Origin of the sequence: Vibrio cidicii (genome assembly GCF_009665415.1) — a bacterium.
Classification (GTDB): domain Bacteria; phylum Pseudomonadota; class Gammaproteobacteria; order Enterobacterales; family Vibrionaceae; genus Vibrio; species Vibrio cidicii.
This window is the reverse complement of sequence record NZ_CP035921.1, coordinates 164344-182813: the sequence shown is the minus strand read 5'-3', so window position 1 is coordinate 182813 and position 18470 is coordinate 164344. Positions and strand designations below refer to the sequence as shown.

The following is an 18470-nucleotide window of genomic DNA, read 5'->3' as shown; positions in this document are numbered from 1 at the left end:
AATTAAAGTCGGACTGCTAACTGTAGTGGTCAAGTAAAACTGGCCACGGGTTTATAGTTAAGCCAGTATCTTCGCTCTGACTCGTTTGGACTCAAGCCACCGTTGTAATGGTGTGGCCTGACGTTGCTGTAATACCCCAGGATATAGTGGGTGATTGCCAGCTTGGCCTCGGCAAAGTTCCGATAGCCTGTTTCCGGTATCCATTCCGTTTTCAAACTCCTGAAAAATCGCTCCATTGGGCTGTTGTCCCAGCAATTCCCGCGGCGACTCAGGCTTTGGGTTATCTGGTAACGCCACAGCAATTGCCGGAAGGAGCGACTGGTATAGTGACTGCCCTGGTCACTGTGGAACATCACGCCTTTAGGCCTGCCTCGTTGCTCAAATGCCATGTTCAACGCCTGCTTGGTCAACTCGCTGTCCGGTGAGTGCGACATCGCCCAGCCCACGGGTTTACGGGCAAATAAATCCATTACCACGGCCAAATAGGCCCAGCGAGTACCTGTCCAGACATAGGTCACATCGCCGCACCACACTTGGTTAGGTGCCACCACGTCAAACTGGCGGTTCAACCGATTCGGGATGTCGACATGCTCCTGATTGGCTTTCTTATAAGCATGCTTCGGCAATTGGCAACTGACCAATTCCAGCGTCTTCATTAACCGTCCTGCACGGTAGCGGCTTAATGCAAAACCCCGGGCAGTAGCGATATCGGCGATGGTTCTTGCCCCGGCGGAGCCATTGCTCTCACGGTGGATTTGCCGGATTGTGCTGTGTAAACGCACCGCCTTTGGGCATATCCGCTTATCCCGGCTTAACCAATACCTGTAGCTGCTGCGCTGGACATCAAACACCTTGCACAGCCAGACGACCGGGTACTTTTCCCGGTGGCTCTTGTTGAGTTTCTCGATTAGCGAGAAGTGTTCATGGAGTCCGACATCAACAGAGCTGTAGCCTTTTTTAGGACTTCCTTTTCCAATTCCAGCCGTTCAATGCGCTTCTTTAATTCGCGGATTTCAACCTGCTCTGGGGTCATGGGCGAGGCCTTGGGAGACTTGCCTGAACGCTCTTCTCGCAGTTGACTGACCCATTTGCCAATCGTGGAATAGCCCACCCCCATTGCCTGGGCGGCCTCCTTCTGGGAGTAGCCTTGATCAACCACCAGTTGAGCCGTTTCCAGACGGAACTCAGGGCTAAAATTCGGTCCTTTTTTCTTTGCCATTTCGTCACCTACTGCTGCTACGGGTGTAATCATAACAGCTCTAATCAGGTGGCCAAATTCACTATGCCACTACAAACCTGTGGCATTTTTAGTTCCGTTTAGCGGCAGTGTTTATGGTGGCCTAGTGGAGTTTCGTGGTATTAGCAGCCGCTTAATTGGGCGTTATGAGGCTATAGGAAAACAAAGATGAATCACGATGAGTTCAACCAATTTTGTCGTTCCTTTCCTGCTACTACATACGTAGTGCAATGGGGTGGCTCTCATGTTTGGAAAGTGGCTGGAAAAGTGTTTTCTATTGGCAGTATCGGCAAGGATCAGCAACCAGTTTTTACTTTCAAAACATCGGATTTGAACTTTGATTATCTGAGTGAGCACGATGGTTATATTCCCGCCCCTTACTTCGCCAACCGAGGTATGAAGTGGATCCAACAAACGGAGACGTCAGGTGTATTAGACGAAGAGTTGAAGTATTACTTGTCTGAGTCCTACCGTCTTGTTGTGCTCGGACTTAGTAAAAGGTTACAGAAAGAGTTGGGAATTACGCCAAGAGCAAACGGTGAATCCGCCTCATAACAAACGCCTCAAGAGGGACTGTCAACGCGTGGCGTTTCCAGTCCCATTGAGCCGCGGTGGTTACAGTTGTTGTGTTTGAGTTTAGCGTTATGCGTTGCCAGCCCCTTAGGCGGGCGTTATGCTGCTAGGAGTAAAAATGTTGAGATTTGACCAAGGCAACGCTCGATTTAATTGTCGTAGTGCTGCCGTGATAATTGATGAAGATCATGTGTTGTTGCATAGACTTGTAGGCGATCCTTTTTGGGCATTACCGGGCGGTAAAGTAGAGTTCTTTGAAAACTCAGACGATACATTGAAAAGAGAACTGCTTGAAGAGTTATCTATCGACTCAGTTGTTGAAAGACACCTTTGGTATGTTGAAAGCTTTTTTGAATTTTCTGGTAAAAAGTATCACGAATTAGCCAATTACTTTTTGGTGCGTTTGAGTTCTCCACAGAAGTTGCCAAAAACCGAGGCTTTTCGTGGTATAGAGTCTGACGTAGATTTAGAGTTTCGCTGGTTCCCATTAACTGATTTAGCAAACATCGATATTAGACCTAGGTTTTTATGCTCAGGCTTATTAGATTTACCGCCTGAAACAAGGTACATCAAGCTAAATGAGAGCGCAGCATAACAAGCAATTTAAGCAGACTGTCAACGCTTGGCATTTTTAGTTCGGTTCAGCTTAAGTGATTTCGGTGTTCAATTTGAGTGTATTGGTAGCGTTGTCAGCTACTTAATTGGGCGTTAGCTTAAAACAATAAAAATCAATTGTTTGCAGCCTGTTTTTTCTTCCCTTGGCAGTTCGTTCAGGTTATTTCGGCAAATCAGCATTGTTTGCCAACGTGAATTTTGAGTTGTTGCCTCCATTGGGTTTTTGGGTTGCTCGAGGTTAACCAGATTGGCGCAAAGTCGCTTTGGAAGTTTTGCATTCGCTTTGGGTTTTCCGAAAGTGATTTATCAAAATTTTCGGATTTTCAAATCGCATGAAAGGTCACAAATTTTGAGCCAATTCGGGTTTCAAAGTTCAAGTGGTTTGCCAGTTTTCCAAATCAGGTTAGTCTCGGGTTTGGTAAATCTATGGTGCTGAAATTTAAGCTAACAAACTGCTTAAGAGGGATTCGCAATGCGTGGCATTTTCAGCATGCGGTGAGTTTTGTGATTAAGTTGGTGTGCGGTTGCTTTCGTAGTGCATTGCTCACCCCTTAGCAGGGCGTTATGTTTATCGGAGAAGTTCATGGTCAATTGGCCTGGTATTCTGAAATTAGATGGTGACGATGAGCTTGTTTATTTGGGTTCTGAAGCTGATTTGAATTGCGAGTGTTTGGATTTGATCGTTAGTCCAAGCGATCGAGTCATTGATTCTGAAGGTTTTGTCTATTCAATTGTTTCAGATGGCTCAGTAGTTAACTTGATTGGAAACTCAATCCAGATTTCAGCAGAGGAAGCGTCTAGATTGATTCAACGTCATGAGTTCTGTTTAGCGGAAGTCTGTTTGACAAAAATTCAGTTTGAAACAGTCGCTGAAGCATTTAACTGTTTGAAATCTTGGGCTAAATAAACATAACAAAGCGTTAAAGAGGGACTTGGCACGCGTGGCATTTTCGGCTTGAAGTTTGTTTAGTGGTTAAGGTGTTATGCAGCAACTTTTGTAGTGCGTGCCTGCGCCCCTTAACGCGGCGTTAGCTGCCTACTGGCGAATATGTTCCTTTAGCTGTACAAGTTGAGTTCTAAATACTATACTTGTTCCGTAAACAGTACATGTGGGAGGTTCTATGAGAATCGTTTCTTTTACAGAAGCTAGGAATAGTTTAAAAGCAGTCTTGGATGCCGTTGTGAATGATGCGGATACAACCGTCATCACTCGACGTGATTCAGAAGATGCCGTGGTTATGTCGCTGGATTATTACAATAGTCTAATGGAAACCGTACATTTGCTTCGCTCTCCAGCGAACGCTGAACATCTAAACCGTTCCATTGCCCAGTTCAAAGCGGGAAAAGTTACCCAAAGAGATCTGATTGATGAGTAGTCGTTTACTGTCATGGACAGATGAGTCCTGGGATGACTACTTGTACTGGCAAACACAAGACAAAAAAACACTCAAGCGGATCAATAAAATCATCAATGATGTTAAGCGTTCACCGTTTGAAGGCATTGGTAAACCAGAGCCTCTAAAGGAAAATCTATCTGGTTTTTGGTCTCGACGGATCGATGATACAAATAGACTGGTTTATGCTGTTGATGATAATGCAATAACGGTTATTTCGTGTCGCTACCATTATTGAACCAACTGACTAAAGGCAGCTAACAAACGCCTCAAGAGGGACTGTCAACGCGTGGCGTTTCCAGTCCCAATGAGCCGCGGTGGTTACGGTTGTTGTGTTTAAGTCTAGTGTTATGCGTTGCCAGCCCCTTAGGCGGGCGTTAGGCGCTATTCACTTTAGGATTAGGGATGAAAGTAGAGTTTAAAGTGATCAATTTGGCGCAAGATTATGATTTTTGCGTAGCCGCTCGAAAGGACGCTTACTATTGCAGCTTCGAAACCTACTCGGGTTTTGATGATTTCATAGCTGGTTATCGAGAACGAATCCAAGAAAGGCAATCTGAAGCAGGTTGGTTTTACATCCATATTTGGTTGGATGGACAACTGGCAGGGCAGTTAGAGTTTCGTTCTTTTTCGCCCGAGCCAGATACCGGTTATGTTCATTTGATTTACTTGTTGCCTGAAATTCGAGGTTCTTAACGCGGCGTTAGGCTTATAGAGCGAGAAACTATGAAAATATTATATTCAGGCGGTCTACAAATCCGCTCTAATGATGCACAAGAGCGATTGTTAAATGTTAATACTTTTTTAGATGGTGAGTTGGCTTTCCACAACTTATATCGAGAAGTTAAAGCAAGTGATTTTCCTATTGCTCAGGATTGCTTTGGTGACCAGTTTTTTATTCGAGATAATTTGGTAGTTAAATTGAATGCCGAAACTGGTGATATTGATGAATTTAGTTGTACTTGGGAACAGTTTTTGGCTTGGGTTGACGAGGACCCAATTGAAAGGTTGAGCATTCCAAATGACTTGGATTTAAAGGTTGGTCAACTATTATTTGCGTATCCACCTTTCTGCACTGCAGAGGGAAATAATGCATGTATAAAAGCAATAGATGGTGTCGAGCTAATCAGGTTCCACGCTAATTTTGCGAAGCAGATAAACGGCAAATAATAAGCCTAACAAACTGCTTAAGCGGGATTCGCAATGCGTGGCATTTTCAGTATGCGGTGAGTTTCGTGATTAAGGTGGTGTACAGTAGCTTTTGTAGTGCATTGCTCACCCCTTAGCAGGGCGTTAGGTGTTACAGGGCGTTAGGTGTTACAGGGCGTTAGTGCTAGAGGAAAAATTATGGAAATGATTAAAGCGTTAGAAATTATCTCAGCGTTATCAGACGGAGTTAACCCTGAAACTGGTGAAGATTTATCGGATGAAAGTTGTTTCAACCAACCACAAATAATTCGAGCTTTGTGTGTGGCAAAGCAAAATCTCGAAGCATCAATTGCTGCTGAGAAGCGCAAATCCGATTTACCCGAGAATGCTGGTAAACCATGGAAGTCAGACGAAGATGAAATGCTGTCTAAAGGGTTTGACTCAGGTTTAAGTATTGATGAACTATCAAAATCTCATAAAAGGACAAAAGGCTCTATTGCTTCTAGGTTAGTCCGTTTAGGTAAAGTTAATGAGCGCTCAGATGTTTATGTCAGAGAATCAACGGCATAAAAACACCTAACAAACTGTTCAAGAGGGATTCGCAACGCGTGGCATTTTTGGTTTGCGTTAGTTTTAGTGATTACGTAGTGTTGCGGAAGCTTAAGTAGTGCATGCCTCACTACTTAACAGGGCGTTAGCTTAAAACAATAAAAATCAATGGGTTGTGGTCTTTTTTTCTTCCTTTGGCCATTCGTTCAGGTTTTTCGGCAAATCAGCATTGTTTATCAATGCGAGTTTTGAGCAGTTGCCTCAATTGGTTTTTGGGAATGCGCGAGGTCAGTAAGTTTGGCGCAACGTCGCTTTGGAAATTTTGCTTTCGCTTTGAGTTCTCAGAAAATGAATTCTCAAACTTTACAGGTTTCAAAGTCAATGGACAGTCACAAAGTTTGAGTCAATGCGGGTTTTAAAGCTCAGGTAGTTTGTCGGTTTTCCAAATCAGGTTAATCTCGGGCTTAGCAAATCTAAGGTGCTGAAATTTAAGCTAACAAACTGCTTAAGCGGGATTCGCAATGCGTGGCATTTTCAGCATGCGGTGAGTTTTGTGATTAAGGCGGTGTGCGGTAGCTTTTGCAGTGCATTGCTCACCCCTTAGCAGGGCGTTATGCCTAAGGTGAAATTGATGATAAGGCAGCTTGATGCTAATGAAAAATCGGTGGTTGAACTGTCAGAGCGTTTCTTCGATGAACTTCGTCAAGTTTACAGGCCAACTGAGCTCGCAGTTAGCAATAAAAACAGTGCTAAAAGTGAGTGGAGTTGCTTTGGTTTCCATGTTGATGAGATTTTAGTTGGAGTAGTTGAAGCTAAACAGGTTGGCTCAGAATTACAGCTTAGCTCGTTAGCAGTCGCACCAAGTTTTCGCCAAAAAGGTGTAGCTAGAAAGCTCGTAGATTTCGTTGTTACACAGTTTAAGTCTATTAACTCAGTCTCGGTTTGGTGTGTTGAGCAAACAGGTAATGTCGCAGTTTTTAAGGCACTAGGCTTTAATGTGGTTCAACGTTTTGATTCAGACTTTTTCATACTTTCCGACGGTTCAAAAGCGGTAGAAGTTCAGTTAAAGCAAAAAGTAACGGCATAACAAAGCGTTTAAGAGGGACTTGGCACGCGTGGCATTTTCAATTTGCGTTGTGTTTAGTGGTTAAGGTGTTATGCGGTCACTTTTGTATTGCGTGCCTGCGCCCCTTAACGCGGCGTTAGGTTTAAGGTTGTTCATGGAAATCAATGAGTTTAGTGCCAGTCATCTCGAATCTTTGAGAAAGCTCTACTTGGACTCTAGACGAGATAGTTTCCCATGGCTCAAGACGGAGAGCTTTCGGCTAGAAGACTTCGATCGTGATAGTCAAGGTGAACGAATTTGGTTGTCTGAGGTTTTGGGGAATGTTGTTGGATTCATTTCTATTTGGGAGCCTGACAATTTTGTCCATCATCTCTATGTTGCAACCGAATATCAGGGGCAAGGTGTAGGCTCGATGCTGCTTAACGACGCAAAAATGAAATATGGCAACTTAAGCCTTAAGTGCATGGTTCAAAATCAAAAAGCACTCAACTTTTATTTGTCGCAAGGTTTTGAAATTGTGTCGCAAGTGGATGATGAATTGGGTGGTTATTACTACATGAACTTCGGAGCACAAACCTAACAAACGCCTCAAGAGGGACTGTCAACGCGTGGCGTTTCCAGTCCCATTGAGCCGCGGTGGTTGCAGTTGTTGTGTTTGGTTTTAGTGGTATGCGTTGCCAGCCCCTTAGGCGGGCGTTAGGTTTAGTTCAAAGGATTGTTAATGAACAAGGTATTTGGAGTTATTTCTTTAGCATTGGTTGTGTCATTCTTTTTTTTAGTGAGTGTTGCAGGTGAAAACAGTCGTGCAGACGAGATTATAGGTGAATTATTTATCAAGCTTAAGAACGAAGATTTCTCAAGTGAATGCATTAAGGTTGTTGTTGGTAACGCCCCAAACTTCGATTCACAGTGTGATCAAGACATGTTTGTTTTCACTGTTAGCTTGCTGAAAAGATTTGATTTACGTGACGGTGGCAACTTTTCCATCAATCTTAAAAAAGAAAATTACTGGTTTCCTTTTACCAATAATCAAGGGATAAAGGTTAGCTTAAACCTATCACAGACTGAGAAAAGTAGTTTTTTAAAGTTATCAAATGACCTCGACTATGTAACAGATCTATTTGTGGTCAAACGAACAGGTTTTAAGTGGCAGATAGACTCAATTACTATAAATGAACCCGAGCTAGCGAAAATTTTCAGCGACACCAAGAAGCAAATCGATTTCCAAAAGTACCTTGTCCAGTTAGATTCTGGCTATAAGTTAAATGAAATGGTCATACATCAAGGGGAATTTGCTGATATAGACCGGCTATTGCTTAAATTCAGTGTAGAAAAACTGCTTAAGTACTTTGAGTCCCAAAAACCTAACAAACTGCTTAAGAGGGATTCGCAATGCGTGGCATTTTCAGTATGCGGTGAGTTTCGTGATGAAGGTGGTGTGCAGTAGCTCTTGTCGTGCATTGCTCACCCCTTAGCAGGGCGTTAGCTTAAAACAATAAAATCAATTGTTTGCAGCCGGTTTTTTCTTCCCTTGGCAGTTCGTTCAGGTTATTTCGGCAAATCAGCATTGTTTGCCAACGTGAATTTTGAGTTGTTGCCTCAATTGGGTTTTGGGGCTGCACGAGGTTAGCCAGTTTGGCGCAAAGTCGCTTTGGTAGTTTTGCTTTCGCTTTGAGTTTTCTGAAAGTGTTTTATCAAAAATTTCGGGTTTTCAAATCGCATGAAGGCTACAAAGTTTGAACCAATACGGGTTTCAAAATTCAGGCAGTTTGTCGGTTTCCCAAATCAGGTTAATCTCAGGTTTGGTAAATTTAAGGTGTTGAAATTTAAGCTAACAAACTGCTTAAGCGGGATTCGCAATGCGTGGCATTTTCAGCATGCTGTGAGTTTTGTGATTAAGGCGGTGTGCGTTAGCTTTTGCAGTGCATTGCTCACCCCTTAGCAGGGCGTTATGCCACCTTCAATTAACTTTTCTATAAGGAAATAAATGAAATTATCAAATTTGGCGTTTTTGAGTTGTATGGTTTTTACGCAAAATGTGTACGCGAGTGCGGAACCGAGTATCAACGAGCCAGAACGAGAGTTTTATATTGGTCTGGGGCTTTCATTTGCGAACACTATTATGTTGGAAAGTGGTGGCATATCACTTGAAGAAAATAGTGATTTTGGTAAGTCTGGTTTTGGGCTTTCTGCTGGATATGAATTTACGACTCACAAACAGGTTAGTATTGACGTAGAGGCTGAATATCGTCAGCTTGGTAAAGTGAATTATTCAAATATTCTAGATGTTTCGGGTAGTGGGGTGTTTGTTAACGTTAAACCGAAGCTATTTGTGAACTATGAATTTGGTGATGTTTATCTTGCTCCATTTGGTGGTGTTGGTTTAGTGAAAGTCGATGCCAAATCCCCCATAAACAATATTGCAGAGTCTGAAACCGAGTTAGGTTATCAATTGGGCATAGAGCTTGGTTTTAAAGTGAACAGGTCGATGGACATAATGATTGGCTATCGCTCAGCTCAGGTCGAAGTTGACAGCGTAACTATCAGTTTTGGCAGTGGTTATCTTGGTGGTAGATATTACTTCTAAGTACGGAGTGGCGGTGGCATAACAAACGCCTCAAGAGGGACTGTCAACGCGTAGCGTTTCCAGTCCCATTGAGCCGCGGTGGTTTCGGTTGTTGTGTTTGAGTTTGGCGGTATGCGTTGTCAGCCCCTTAGGCGGGCGTTATGTGCCCAGTCAGGAGTAACGAATAGGAATATTATGAGAATTACAGGCTTTGATGTGTTTGATGAGAATGGTGATGCACTAGATGCCGATACACATGGAAACAACGTAGCTTTTAGTTGTTTTGCATGTGGGCACCCCGTCTTGGCCGTTTGCTTAGATAATCAAAGGGGTTCAGATGAAGATCACCCAGCAAACTGTAAAGGCAAAGACTGTAATGCCGCTTATGTTTTGGATGTACGTGAACGAATGGAAAAATCTATATTTTCAACGTAAATTCAGGCACATAACAAAGCATTTAAGAGTGATTCCCAACGCATGGCATTTTTCATTCCATCGTTGGGTTTAGTGTTTACGGTGGTCTGGTTGAGTTTCGTGGTTGCGTTGCTCACACCTTAATGCGGCGTTAGCTTAAAACAAGTAAAATCAATTGGTTGTGGTTTTTCCCTTCTTCCTTTGGCCATTCGTTCTGGTTTCTCGGCAAATCAGCATTGTTTGCCAACACGAGTTTTGAGCCGTTGCCTCAATTGAGTTTTGGGATTGCGCGAGGTGAGCCATTTTGCCGCAAAGTCGCTTTGGAAGTGTCTCTTTCGCTTTGAGTTTTGCGAAAACGAGCTTTCAAAATTTACTGATTTTCAGAGTAAATGAACGGTCACAAAGTTTGATTCATTTCGGGTTTTAAAGTTCAGGTGGTTTGTTGGTTTTCCAAATCGGTGTAATCTCAGGCTTGGTAAATCTAAGGTGCTGAAATTTAAGCTAACAAACTGTTCAAGCAGATTCAGCATGCGTGGCATTTTTGGTTTACAGCGGTTTTAGTGATTACGTAGTGTTGCAGAAGCTTTTGTAGTGCATGCCTCACTACTTAACAGGGCGTTAGCTTAAAACAATAAAAATCAATTGTTTGCAGCCTGTTTTTTCTTCCCTTGGCAATTTGTTCAGGTTTTTCGGCAAATCGGCATTGTTTGTCAATGCGAGTTTTGAGCTGTTGCCTCAATTGAGTTTTGGGATTGCGTGAGGTTAGTCAGTTTTGCGCAAAGTCGCTTTGGAAGTTTTGCTTTCGCTTTGAGTTTTCCGAAATTGATTTATCAAAATTTACAGGTTTCAAAGTAAACAAATGGCCACAAAGTTTGAATCAATTCGGGTTTTAAAACTCATGCGGTTTGTCGGTTTCCCAAATCAGGTTAACCTCGGGTTTGGTAAATCTAAAGTGCTGAAATTTAAGCTAACAAACTGCTTAAGCGGGATTCGCAATGCGTGGCATTTTTGGTATGCGGTGAGTTTTGTGATTAAGTTGTCGTGCGGTAGCTTTTGCAGTGCATTGCTCACCCCTTAGCAGGGCGTTATGTTAATGCTGAAAAATCTATAAATTAGTCAAAAGGTTAATCCTGAAAAGTTGTATAAACTGAAGCTGATTGGCCGTGTTCGCAGGCTTCAATTCTGAGAACGATTTAGTTTCAACCAAACGCTTCAATCTGCTGCGTCAGCCAAGTCGTTTCAGAATCGTCGATGTTGCCCCAATCGTTGTCACAAACTGGTTTGCAATGACCTGATTTGAACGGAAAGTCTGAATCAAAATTCTTGGTCGTTAGTCGTTAAAAATCAGAAACTCTATTGGTCTTGAAGTGAGCATTTGATTTATTATCAAGTGGTTATGCGATAGAGTTTGAGTCTGTTTTGATGTTGTCTCAGAAAGCAACGTTGAAAATTAACATAACAAACGGTTCAAGAGGGACTGTCAACGTGTGGCATTTTCGGTAAGCTTGGGCTCTTGTTGTTACGTTGCCAGCCCCTTAATCGGGCGTTATGTTTAATCACCAACAATCAGTGGATTATGGTTTTTCTTTGTTCCCTCAGGGAAACCGCATGAAGGTCGTTGATATATAAGGGCTGCGGTGATGCTTAGAATGAGTTACCAATGCCTCATTAATCTCAGTTTTTATATGTAACCCAATGAAATTTAAGATCACCTTGAAGATCATTTCTGTTGTTTTGTAATAGCTCCTAGACAATATAGGAGCCTAAATATGAGCGAGTTAATCAACCCATTTATGCATTTCCAAATCATTAAAGACTATCGACAAGAAAGCAAAGTAGAACATAAATTATCAGACATTATTTTGCTGACAATTTGTGGTGTTTTGTCGGGTCACGATAGCTGGGATGGCATTATCGATTTTGGTCATGCTCGCTTAGATTTCCTTAAAAGATATGGTCACTTTGAAGCTGGAATTCCTTCTGCGGATACGCTGTCTCGTGTGATGGGTATGATTAATCCTGTAGCTTTGCAAAGAAGCTTCATTGCCTGGATGAAGGACTGCCATACACTGACGGATGGTGAAGTTATTGCCATCGACGGTAAAACATTACGCGGCTCTTATGACCGCTCGAAAGGCAAAGGAACGATCCATATGGTGAACGCTTTTGCTACAGCAAATGGAATGAGCATTGGGCAACAGAAGGTTGATTCTAAGAGTAACGAGATTACCGCGATCCCCAAGCTACTTGACTTGCTAGATGTCAAAGGCTGCTTGATTACGATTGATGCAATGGGCTGCCAAAAGAAAATAGTGCAGAAAATCCTTGATAAAGAAGCGGATTATTTATTGGCGGTCAAAGGTAATCAGGGAATGCTTGAGCAAGCCTTTGATGATTATTTTTGAATGGACATGCTTCAAGACTTCGACGGTAGTTCTTATAGTACTCAAGAAAAAAGTCACGGAAGAATAGAAACGAGAGTGGCTTTAGTGAATCGCGATTTGTCGGTTTTGGGTGATATTGAACATGAATGGCCTGGGCTAAAATCAATGGGCATCGTGGCTTCAATTCGACAAGAATCGGCAGTAGCAACAGAGCAAGATGTGAGTATTCGTTACTACATATGCTCTAAAGAATTGGAAGCTCAAACGTTACTTGAAGCGACTCGTTCTCACTGGGGTGTAGAGGTCATGCATTGGTCACTTGATAGCGCATTTTGTGAGGACAATTCGCGTATTAGAGCGGACGATCGAGCAGAGGCTTTTGCAAGGATCAGGCAGATATGTTTGAACCTATTAAAGAGCGAAACCACGTTTAAAGGTGGTATCAAACGTAAACGGATGAACTGCGCAATGGACGAAAAGTACCTAAGTAAGGTTCTTGAAAGCCTTACGTGACGGTGATGTTCATGCGGTTTCCGTGGTGTATACTTAGCCAAGTTTTACTTACATTGAAGAAGAACACCATGACAGCATTGACAGATAACATGTGGAATATGAAGCCAAATATACCGTTGGCTAAACAACTTGCCAAAAGAGATGTACCAGCTTTGGTTTATGACGCTGTTAACCTCGAGGGTGTTGCAATGACTTTACCTGAGGTGCAAACCATTCTTGATGGGATCACCGTAGGCGGCCATCGTATTAGTGATCAAAATATGGCAATGAACCAAGCTCGAGCATGGGAACTCATTTTTGGCTTAGTTGATCAAGGTGAGTTTCAATTTAATAAAGAAACCGCCTTAAAAATCCACAATATCGCTGGCAAAGAAGAAGCGTTAGAGTGGGGCAAATTTCGCTCTGGTTACGTTTCTATTACGGGTTCAGAGTATGAGCCTCCTGCTCCAGATGCGTTGGACGAAAAATGGCTTGAAGTTGAGAGTCAGGTGAATAGCGAATCTGATGTTTACGATCAAGCAATTACTGCATTTTTACAAATGGCACGCGCTCAATTTTTTTGGGATGTTAACAAACGTACAGGCCGGTTCATGATGAACGGTATTTTGTTAGCTAACGGTTTCCCTATCATTAATGTGCAAGCCAAGCGTCAGCAAGAGTTTAATACGCTCATGCTCGACTTCTATTCTTCTAATGACATGACAGCAATGAATAAGTTTTTACGTAGCTGTTTGGATGAAAAAATTATTCGTAATTTCAAGCTAGATCTGAAAATCGGCTAACAAACGCTTCAAGAGGGACAGCCAACGCGCGGCATTTTTACCATGCGTTGGTTTTTGTGATTACGAAGTTATGCCGAAAGTTGGTTGTAGCGTTGGCTGCCCCTTAAGCGGGCGTTAGGTGTTACAGGGCGTTAGTGCTAGAGGAAAAATTATGGAAATGATTAAAGCGTTAGAAATTATCTCAGCGTTATCAGACGGAGTTAACCCTGAAACTGGTGAAGATTTATCGGATGAAAGTTGTTTCAACCAACCACAAATAATTCGAGCTTTGTGTGTGGCAAAGCAAAATCTCGAAGCATCAATTGCTGCTGAGAAGCGCAAATCCGATTTACCCGAGAATGCTGGTAAACCATGGAAGTCAGACGAAGATGAAATGCTGTCTAAAGGGTTTGACTCAGGTTTAAGTATTGATGAACTATCAAAATCTCATAAAAGGACAAAAGGCTCTATTGCTTCTAGGTTAGTCCGTTTAGGTAAAGTTAATGAGCGCTCAGATGTTTATGTCAGAGAATCAACGGCATAAAAACACCTAACAAACTGTTCAAGAGGGATTCGCAACGCATGGCATTTTTACTATGCGTTTGCTTATGTGTTTAAGGCGTTATGCGGTGGCTTCGGTATTGCGTTGCTCACCCCTTAACAGGGCGTTAGCTTCTCAAAGGCTGGAATCATCAAAATCCAAACTCAATCGTTCTGAAAAATCAGCTTTTAGCGTTCAAATTGTACAACTTGGCTTTCGAGTCTTTCAGATGCTGACTTGGTAGAAAGTGCTGAATGTTCAGCAGCTTGAAAGTTGCTGAAAGCCATCAAACCTCGATGCTTCAATGTTGTTGGATGCTCCACACGGAAAGTTTGGTTTCACAAAGGCTGCATCATCGCTGAAAGTGAGTTTCCTTTGTCGCGGACTCTTAACCGTGGCCAACTTAGCCTAGATCGTTATAAGTTTTGGCAGCCAACTTCACAGCTTTTGGCGTTGTATGTGTGATGCATTTGCGTACAATATATTTCAAGCAAATTTGTTTAAAAAGTCATTAGCAAACAATGGGCTACGAAGCTAACAAACGCCTCAAGAGGGACTGTCAACGCGTGGCGTTTCCAGTCCCATTGAGCCGCGGTGGTTATGGTTGTTGTGATTGAGTTTGGTGGCATGCGTTGCCAGCCCCTTAGGCGGGCGTTATGGCGCAGGGCAAAAATCAGCTAAGGAAGTATATGAGCGAGAAAGTAAAAGTAGCCTTGGACTGGCTGAAAAGTCTTTTGGAATCGGAGAGTATCGAATACCAAATTGTCGGTGGTTTAGCGGCTACAATTCATGGTGGTAGTCGTGAAATTGCAGATATTGATCTCTATATCCATAACTCAGATGCAAATAAAATACTTGCTCACGTTGCCCCGTATATTTCTAAACCGCTTACTCACTACTCGGAATATGGCTGGGATTTAGAGTATTTTCAGCTAAATAGCTGTTCCTAAATGTAGATCACCGGTGTGTAAAAAAGAAGGGAACTCGGTACCGTTTGAGCGATCTGATCAGTCGCCAAACATACAAACCCGCAACCGTTACCGAGTTCCCATGATTCTAACATTACCTGACCGCGCTGAACGACGTCGTATCACTAAAAAGATGCATAAAACTAAGGATAAAGACCATTGCCGACGCTTGAATGCCATATTGCTGCTTTCTCAAGGGCATTCTGTTACCACAGTCTCGAAGATTCTGGTTGCAGCCCGCTCTTCTATAGGACGCTGGATTCACTGGTACACGGAATGCGGCATCGATGGCTTGGAAAGCTCAACTCGAGGCAGAGCCGCGACGCTTCCATTTCTTCAAATTGCCGCTGTATTGACCGCTTTACTCGCACTGAATCCTCAAAGTCTGGGATATCAGCGTTCACGTTGGAGTACCGAGCTAATGGCAATAGAAGTGAATTGTAGTGGCATAGTGAATTTGGCCACCTGATTAGAGGTGTTAAGATACACCTCATAGGATTACAGGTGAAACTATGACCAAGCGTACCAGACGCACTTTCAGTGCGGAATTCAAACTCGAAGCAGCGCAACTTGTTCTCGACCAAAACTACACCGTTGTTGAAGCCGCAAAAGCCATGGGTGTGGGTAAATCGACAATGGATAAGTGGGTAAGACAGCTCAAGCAAGAAAGAATGGGAGTAGCACCTCAAGCCTCACCAATGACACCAGAGCAAATTGAGATACGAGAGCTGAAGAAGAAACTTGCACGCCTTGAAGAGCACAATGAAATATTAAAAAAGGCTACAGCTCTCTTGATGTCGGACTCACTGAACAACTCTCGATAATCGAGAAACTCAGGCAGAGCTTTAACGTAACAACCCTGTGTCATGTGTTCAGTGTCCACCGCAGCAGTTACAAATACTGGCGTTGTCGCCCGAAGCGTGTTTCTCCAGAGTTGGTGAAGCTAAAAAGTCTTATTAAAGAAATTCATATGGCAAGCAACGGCTCTGCTGGTGCGAGAAGCATTGCCGACATGGTGACAGCTCAAGGTATAAAACTGACACGTTATCGAGCTTCTAAGATAATGAAATTATTAGGGCTGGTAAGCTGTCAAACACCGAAGCACCGATATCGAAAGGCATCACAAGAGCACGTAGAGATCCCCGACCATCTGTCTCGACAATTTGCCGTTACCGCCCCCAACCAAGTCTGGGTCGGTGATGTGACGTATGTCTGGACGGGACTGCGCTGGATGTATCTTGCTGTTGTCATCGACCTGTTCGCGAGAAAGCCAATTGGTTGGGCGATGTCAGTCTCGCCTGATAGCAAGTTGACAGGAAAGGCACTCTCTATGGCGTTTGAATCACGAGGTAAGCCCAAAGGCGTGATGTTCCACAGCGACCAAGGAAGTCATTACACCCGTCGTTCTTATCGGCAACTGTTGTGGCGTTATCAAATCAAGCAAAGCTTATCGAGGCGAGGTAATTGCTGGGACAACAGTCCGATGGAACGGTTCTTCAGAAGCTTAAAGACAGAATGGATACCAGTGTCGGGTTATCGGAGTTTTAGCGAAGCGAGAGAACATACAACTCGATACATCACGGGCTACTACAGCCAACTCAGGCCACATCAATATAATGGTGGTCTAACACCCAATGAGTCTGAACGACTGTATTGGGAAAATTCTAAAACCGTGGCCAATTTTAGTTGACCACTACAGAACTAATACAGATAAACTATTACGGAAAGTTCAGGCGAAGCGAATTAGACTCGGTATTCAGACATTTCAACAAGACTTTAGTACGTTGGGCGAGAAGGAAATTCAAATCGCTAAAATGTCACAAAAGTCGAACCGTAGCGTTCTTTGATAAGCTATCGGCTCAATGTCCTAGATTGTTTCCTCACTGGACATTTGGTTCAGCAAGAAGTATTACTTGATGGGAGCCGTATGAGCTGAGAGGTTCACGTACGGTTCTGCGAGAGGCTGCTGGGGAGGTTCCGGTGGCCTACTCACCTCACGCTAATTCCCCAGATATTGAAATTAATCCAAGTCGAAGACCGAGTTATCAGCCTAGATGCCATGGGATGTCAAAGAGCCATAGCGGAAGATATTGTTCTTAGAGGTGGCGACTACTTAATGTCCGTTAAGGATAATCAGCCCCGTTTACATGCTCTTTTTCAATCTCATTTTTCTTTTGAGAAACTGGCAGAATATTCGTCTCAGGCAGTAGAGCAAGAAGAGGTAGGTAAACGTGGTCGTAAAGTGATAAGGACATACATCACGGTCCCATTTACCCAAGAATTTGGTGATTTTGCTGTTGATTGGAAAGGTTTAACAACATTATGTATAGCAGTGACTTACCAGCAATTGAATGATGAATCATCAGGAAGTATTGGCATACGGTATTTCATCTCATCGAAGGAACTGACGCCAGTCAGTTTTGGCGAACTGTGTCGTGGTCATTGGGGTGTAGAGAGTATGCATTGGTGGCTGGATTGTGTGATGAGAGAAGATGATAGCCGCATTACTTATCAGCATGCGGCAGAGAATCTTTTGCGCATACGTCAAATGTGCATGAACTTGATAAAGTTAGTAGAAATGAAAGGCACTTTGAAAAGGCGGCAATTGAAATGTGCGTTAAATACAGAGTTTCGAGAGCACGTGTTATTTGGGACTTAACAATTATTTAACTCATGCGCAAGCCGTGCGTTCTCACTGGGGTGTAGAGGTCATGCATTGGTCACTTGATACTGCATTTTGTGAGGACAATTCGCGTATTAGAGCGGACGATCGAGCAGAGGCTTTTGCAAGGATCAGGCAGATATGTTTGAACCTATTAAAGAGCAAAACCACGTTTAAAGGTGGTATCAAACGTAAACGGATGAACTGCGCAATGGACGAAAAGTACCTAAGTAAGGTTCTTGAAAGCCTTACGTGACGCTGATGTTCATGCGGTTTCCGTGCGGAAAGTGCTAAGGCCATTTGGGTAATTCGTTTGGTATTTGTTAATGACGGTCTTTATGTGGAGACGGAAAGATGAGCGATATGCTCTCCTGGTGCAAAGCGGCTGTTCTTTGCACCAGACAGCCTAACGTTTAGAGGTGAAAATCACCGGCACGTTCAGGCTGATAAACAACATCGATGATTTCGATGGTTTTTTCTTGTCCACTCGGCATTGGCCAGGTTAGCTGTTGGCCGACAGACAATCCAAGCAGGGCACTTCCTACAGGGGCAAAGATCGAGATGTCTTCACTACTGCGAACTTGATCAGGGTAAACTAGCGTTTTTTCCATACTGTTATCGCTGCCAACAAATTTAAAGCAGACTGTGGAATTCATGGTAACCACGTTGCTTGGCATGTCACTGGAAGTCATTACGGTTGCTCGGTCGAGCTCATCTTCCAATTTCTCTAGCTCTGCAGACCATTGGGTTGCCTTTTCCAGTAATGTGCTAATACGGTCCATATCGAGTGTGGATACGATGATCGAAGGTTTGTTTGTCATTGATTTGCTCCTAAATGAAATGCCGCCCCAATAAAATTAGGGCGGCATAGGAAATACAGGTAATTTTGTCACTTCATGTGAGTAACACAAACAAGCCGTACCATTGTAATCGATATGTGTTTTGTTTTCTATCTCTGTACAACGGCTTGATGACTTGTTATCCAATTGTAAATAGGGCAATCTGTCCTATTAGTTGCTTGAGCGCAAGGTTTTTTACCGACTGGTGAGATTCGCGTTCTACTTTCAGACACCGCATT

The 18470-nt window shown here is 43.2% G+C and carries 18 protein-coding genes and 6 pseudogenes; 22 read left to right on the top strand and 2 right to left on the bottom strand.

Translation table 11 applies throughout. The features are described from left to right. Positions 1–29: 29 nt before the first annotated feature. Positions 30–1219, bottom strand: a protein-coding gene (locus EWA64_RS01560; RefSeq protein WP_439655067.1) for an IS3 family transposase whose coding sequence is annotated in 2 segments (ribosomal slippage) — positions 30–952 and positions 952–1219 — 1191 coding nt in all. Because the reading frame shifts where the segments join, the coding sequence is not laid out codon by codon here. 186 nt (positions 1220–1405) lie between these two features. On the opposite strand from EWA64_RS01560, the gene EWA64_RS01555 reads away from it, so the two are divergent. From EWA64_RS01555 to EWA64_RS01450, 22 genes and pseudogenes are all read left to right on the top strand, one after another. Beyond that, positions 1406–1792 (top strand): MmcQ/YjbR family DNA-binding protein, encoded by a 387-nt coding sequence (locus tag EWA64_RS01555; protein WP_061893794.1) that lies wholly within the window; start codon positions 1406–1408, stop codon positions 1790–1792. A 136-nt stretch (positions 1793–1928) separates the two neighbouring features. Further along, entirely contained in the window at positions 1929–2405 is a 477-nt protein-coding gene (locus EWA64_RS01550) for an NUDIX hydrolase (protein ID WP_061893440.1), read from the top strand. A gap of 603 nt (positions 2406–3008) precedes the next feature. Next, positions 3009–3332 (top strand): DUF4144 domain-containing protein, encoded by a 324-nt coding sequence (locus EWA64_RS01545; RefSeq protein ID WP_061893033.1) that lies wholly within the window; start codon positions 3009–3011, stop codon positions 3330–3332. Positions 3333–3546: 214 nt separating this feature from the next. Further along, entirely contained in the window at positions 3547–3801 is a 255-nt protein-coding gene (locus tag EWA64_RS01540; protein ID WP_001223794.1) for a type II toxin-antitoxin system Phd/YefM family antitoxin, read from the top strand. Then, positions 3794–4057: a Txe/YoeB family addiction module toxin gene (locus EWA64_RS01535; RefSeq protein ID WP_000098716.1), complete on the top strand. Its 264-nt coding sequence runs from the start codon at positions 3794–3796 to the stop codon at positions 4055–4057. The genes EWA64_RS01540 and EWA64_RS01535 overlap by 8 nt, the downstream gene beginning before the upstream one ends. A gap of 167 nt (positions 4058–4224) precedes the next feature. Then, a pseudogene (locus EWA64_RS01530) lies at positions 4225–4512 on the top strand (GNAT family N-acetyltransferase); the annotation flags it as partial. Positions 4513–4545: 33 nt separating this feature from the next. Beyond that, the gene (locus EWA64_RS01525) at positions 4546–4989 is read left to right on the top strand and encodes a hypothetical protein (RefSeq protein WP_061893796.1); all 444 of its coding nucleotides are present in this window, start codon (positions 4546–4548) and stop codon (positions 4987–4989) included. Between the two features lie 177 nt (positions 4990–5166). Continuing rightward, entirely contained in the window at positions 5167–5538 is a 372-nt protein-coding gene (locus tag EWA64_RS01520) for a hypothetical protein (RefSeq protein ID WP_025506710.1), read from the top strand. A 610-nt stretch (positions 5539–6148) separates the two neighbouring features. Further along, positions 6149–6604, top strand: a complete 456-nt coding sequence (locus EWA64_RS01515) for a GNAT family N-acetyltransferase (protein ID WP_369435831.1) — start codon at positions 6149–6151, stop codon at positions 6602–6604. Positions 6605–6737: 133 nt separating this feature from the next. Then, entirely contained in the window at positions 6738–7163 is a 426-nt protein-coding gene (locus EWA64_RS01510) for a GNAT family N-acetyltransferase (RefSeq protein ID WP_000405023.1), read from the top strand. Between the two features lie 141 nt (positions 7164–7304). After that, the gene (locus EWA64_RS01505) at positions 7305–8030 is read left to right on the top strand and encodes a hypothetical protein (protein WP_061893657.1); all 726 of its coding nucleotides are present in this window, start codon (positions 7305–7307) and stop codon (positions 8028–8030) included. 540 nt (positions 8031–8570) lie between these two features. Next, positions 8571–9170, top strand: a complete 600-nt coding sequence (locus EWA64_RS01500) for an outer membrane beta-barrel protein (RefSeq protein WP_033933267.1) — start codon at positions 8571–8573, stop codon at positions 9168–9170. Positions 9171–9344: 174 nt separating this feature from the next. Continuing rightward, on the top strand, positions 9345–9584 hold the full coding sequence (locus EWA64_RS01495) for a hypothetical protein (RefSeq protein WP_061893442.1): 240 nt from the start codon (positions 9345–9347) through the stop codon (positions 9582–9584). A gap of 1748 nt (positions 9585–11332) precedes the next feature. Beyond that, a pseudogene (locus EWA64_RS01490) lies at positions 11333–12460 on the top strand (ISAs1 family transposase). A gap of 68 nt (positions 12461–12528) precedes the next feature. Continuing rightward, complete coding sequence (locus EWA64_RS01485; protein ID WP_000126165.1) at positions 12529–13242, top strand: Fic family protein; 714 nt, start codon at positions 12529–12531, stop codon at positions 13240–13242. 151 nt (positions 13243–13393) lie between these two features. Beyond that, a complete protein-coding gene (locus tag EWA64_RS01480; RefSeq protein WP_025506710.1) occupies positions 13394–13765 on the top strand; it encodes a hypothetical protein in 372 nt (123 codons plus the stop codon). A gap of 304 nt (positions 13766–14069) precedes the next feature. Further along, a pseudogene (locus tag EWA64_RS01475) lies at positions 14070–14227 on the top strand (DUF645 family protein). Positions 14228–14451: 224 nt separating this feature from the next. Next, a pseudogene (locus EWA64_RS01470) lies at positions 14452–14697 on the top strand (putative signal transducing protein); the annotation flags it as partial. A gap of 115 nt (positions 14698–14812) precedes the next feature. Next, positions 14813–15175, top strand: a pseudogene (locus EWA64_RS01465) (helix-turn-helix domain-containing protein); the annotation flags it as partial. A gap of 67 nt (positions 15176–15242) precedes the next feature. Then, a protein-coding gene (locus EWA64_RS01460) for an IS3 family transposase (RefSeq protein WP_139045716.1) occupies positions 15243–16420 on the top strand; the annotation gives its coding sequence in 2 pieces (ribosomal slippage) (positions 15243–15510 and positions 15510–16420; 1179 coding nt in all). A 273-nt stretch (positions 16421–16693) separates the two neighbouring features. Then, complete coding sequence (locus EWA64_RS01455; protein WP_082796709.1) at positions 16694–17389, top strand: ISAs1 family transposase; 696 nt, start codon at positions 16694–16696, stop codon at positions 17387–17389. Positions 17390–17411: 22 nt separating this feature from the next. Then, positions 17412–17648: pseudogene (locus EWA64_RS01450) on the top strand (transposase); the annotation flags it as partial. A gap of 157 nt (positions 17649–17805) precedes the next feature. Here the strand turns inward: EWA64_RS01450 and rnk are convergent. Then, complete coding sequence (rnk, locus tag EWA64_RS01445; RefSeq protein WP_061895444.1) at positions 17806–18213, bottom strand: nucleoside diphosphate kinase regulator; 408 nt, start codon at positions 18211–18213, stop codon at positions 17806–17808. Positions 18214–18470: the final 257 nt, after the last annotated feature.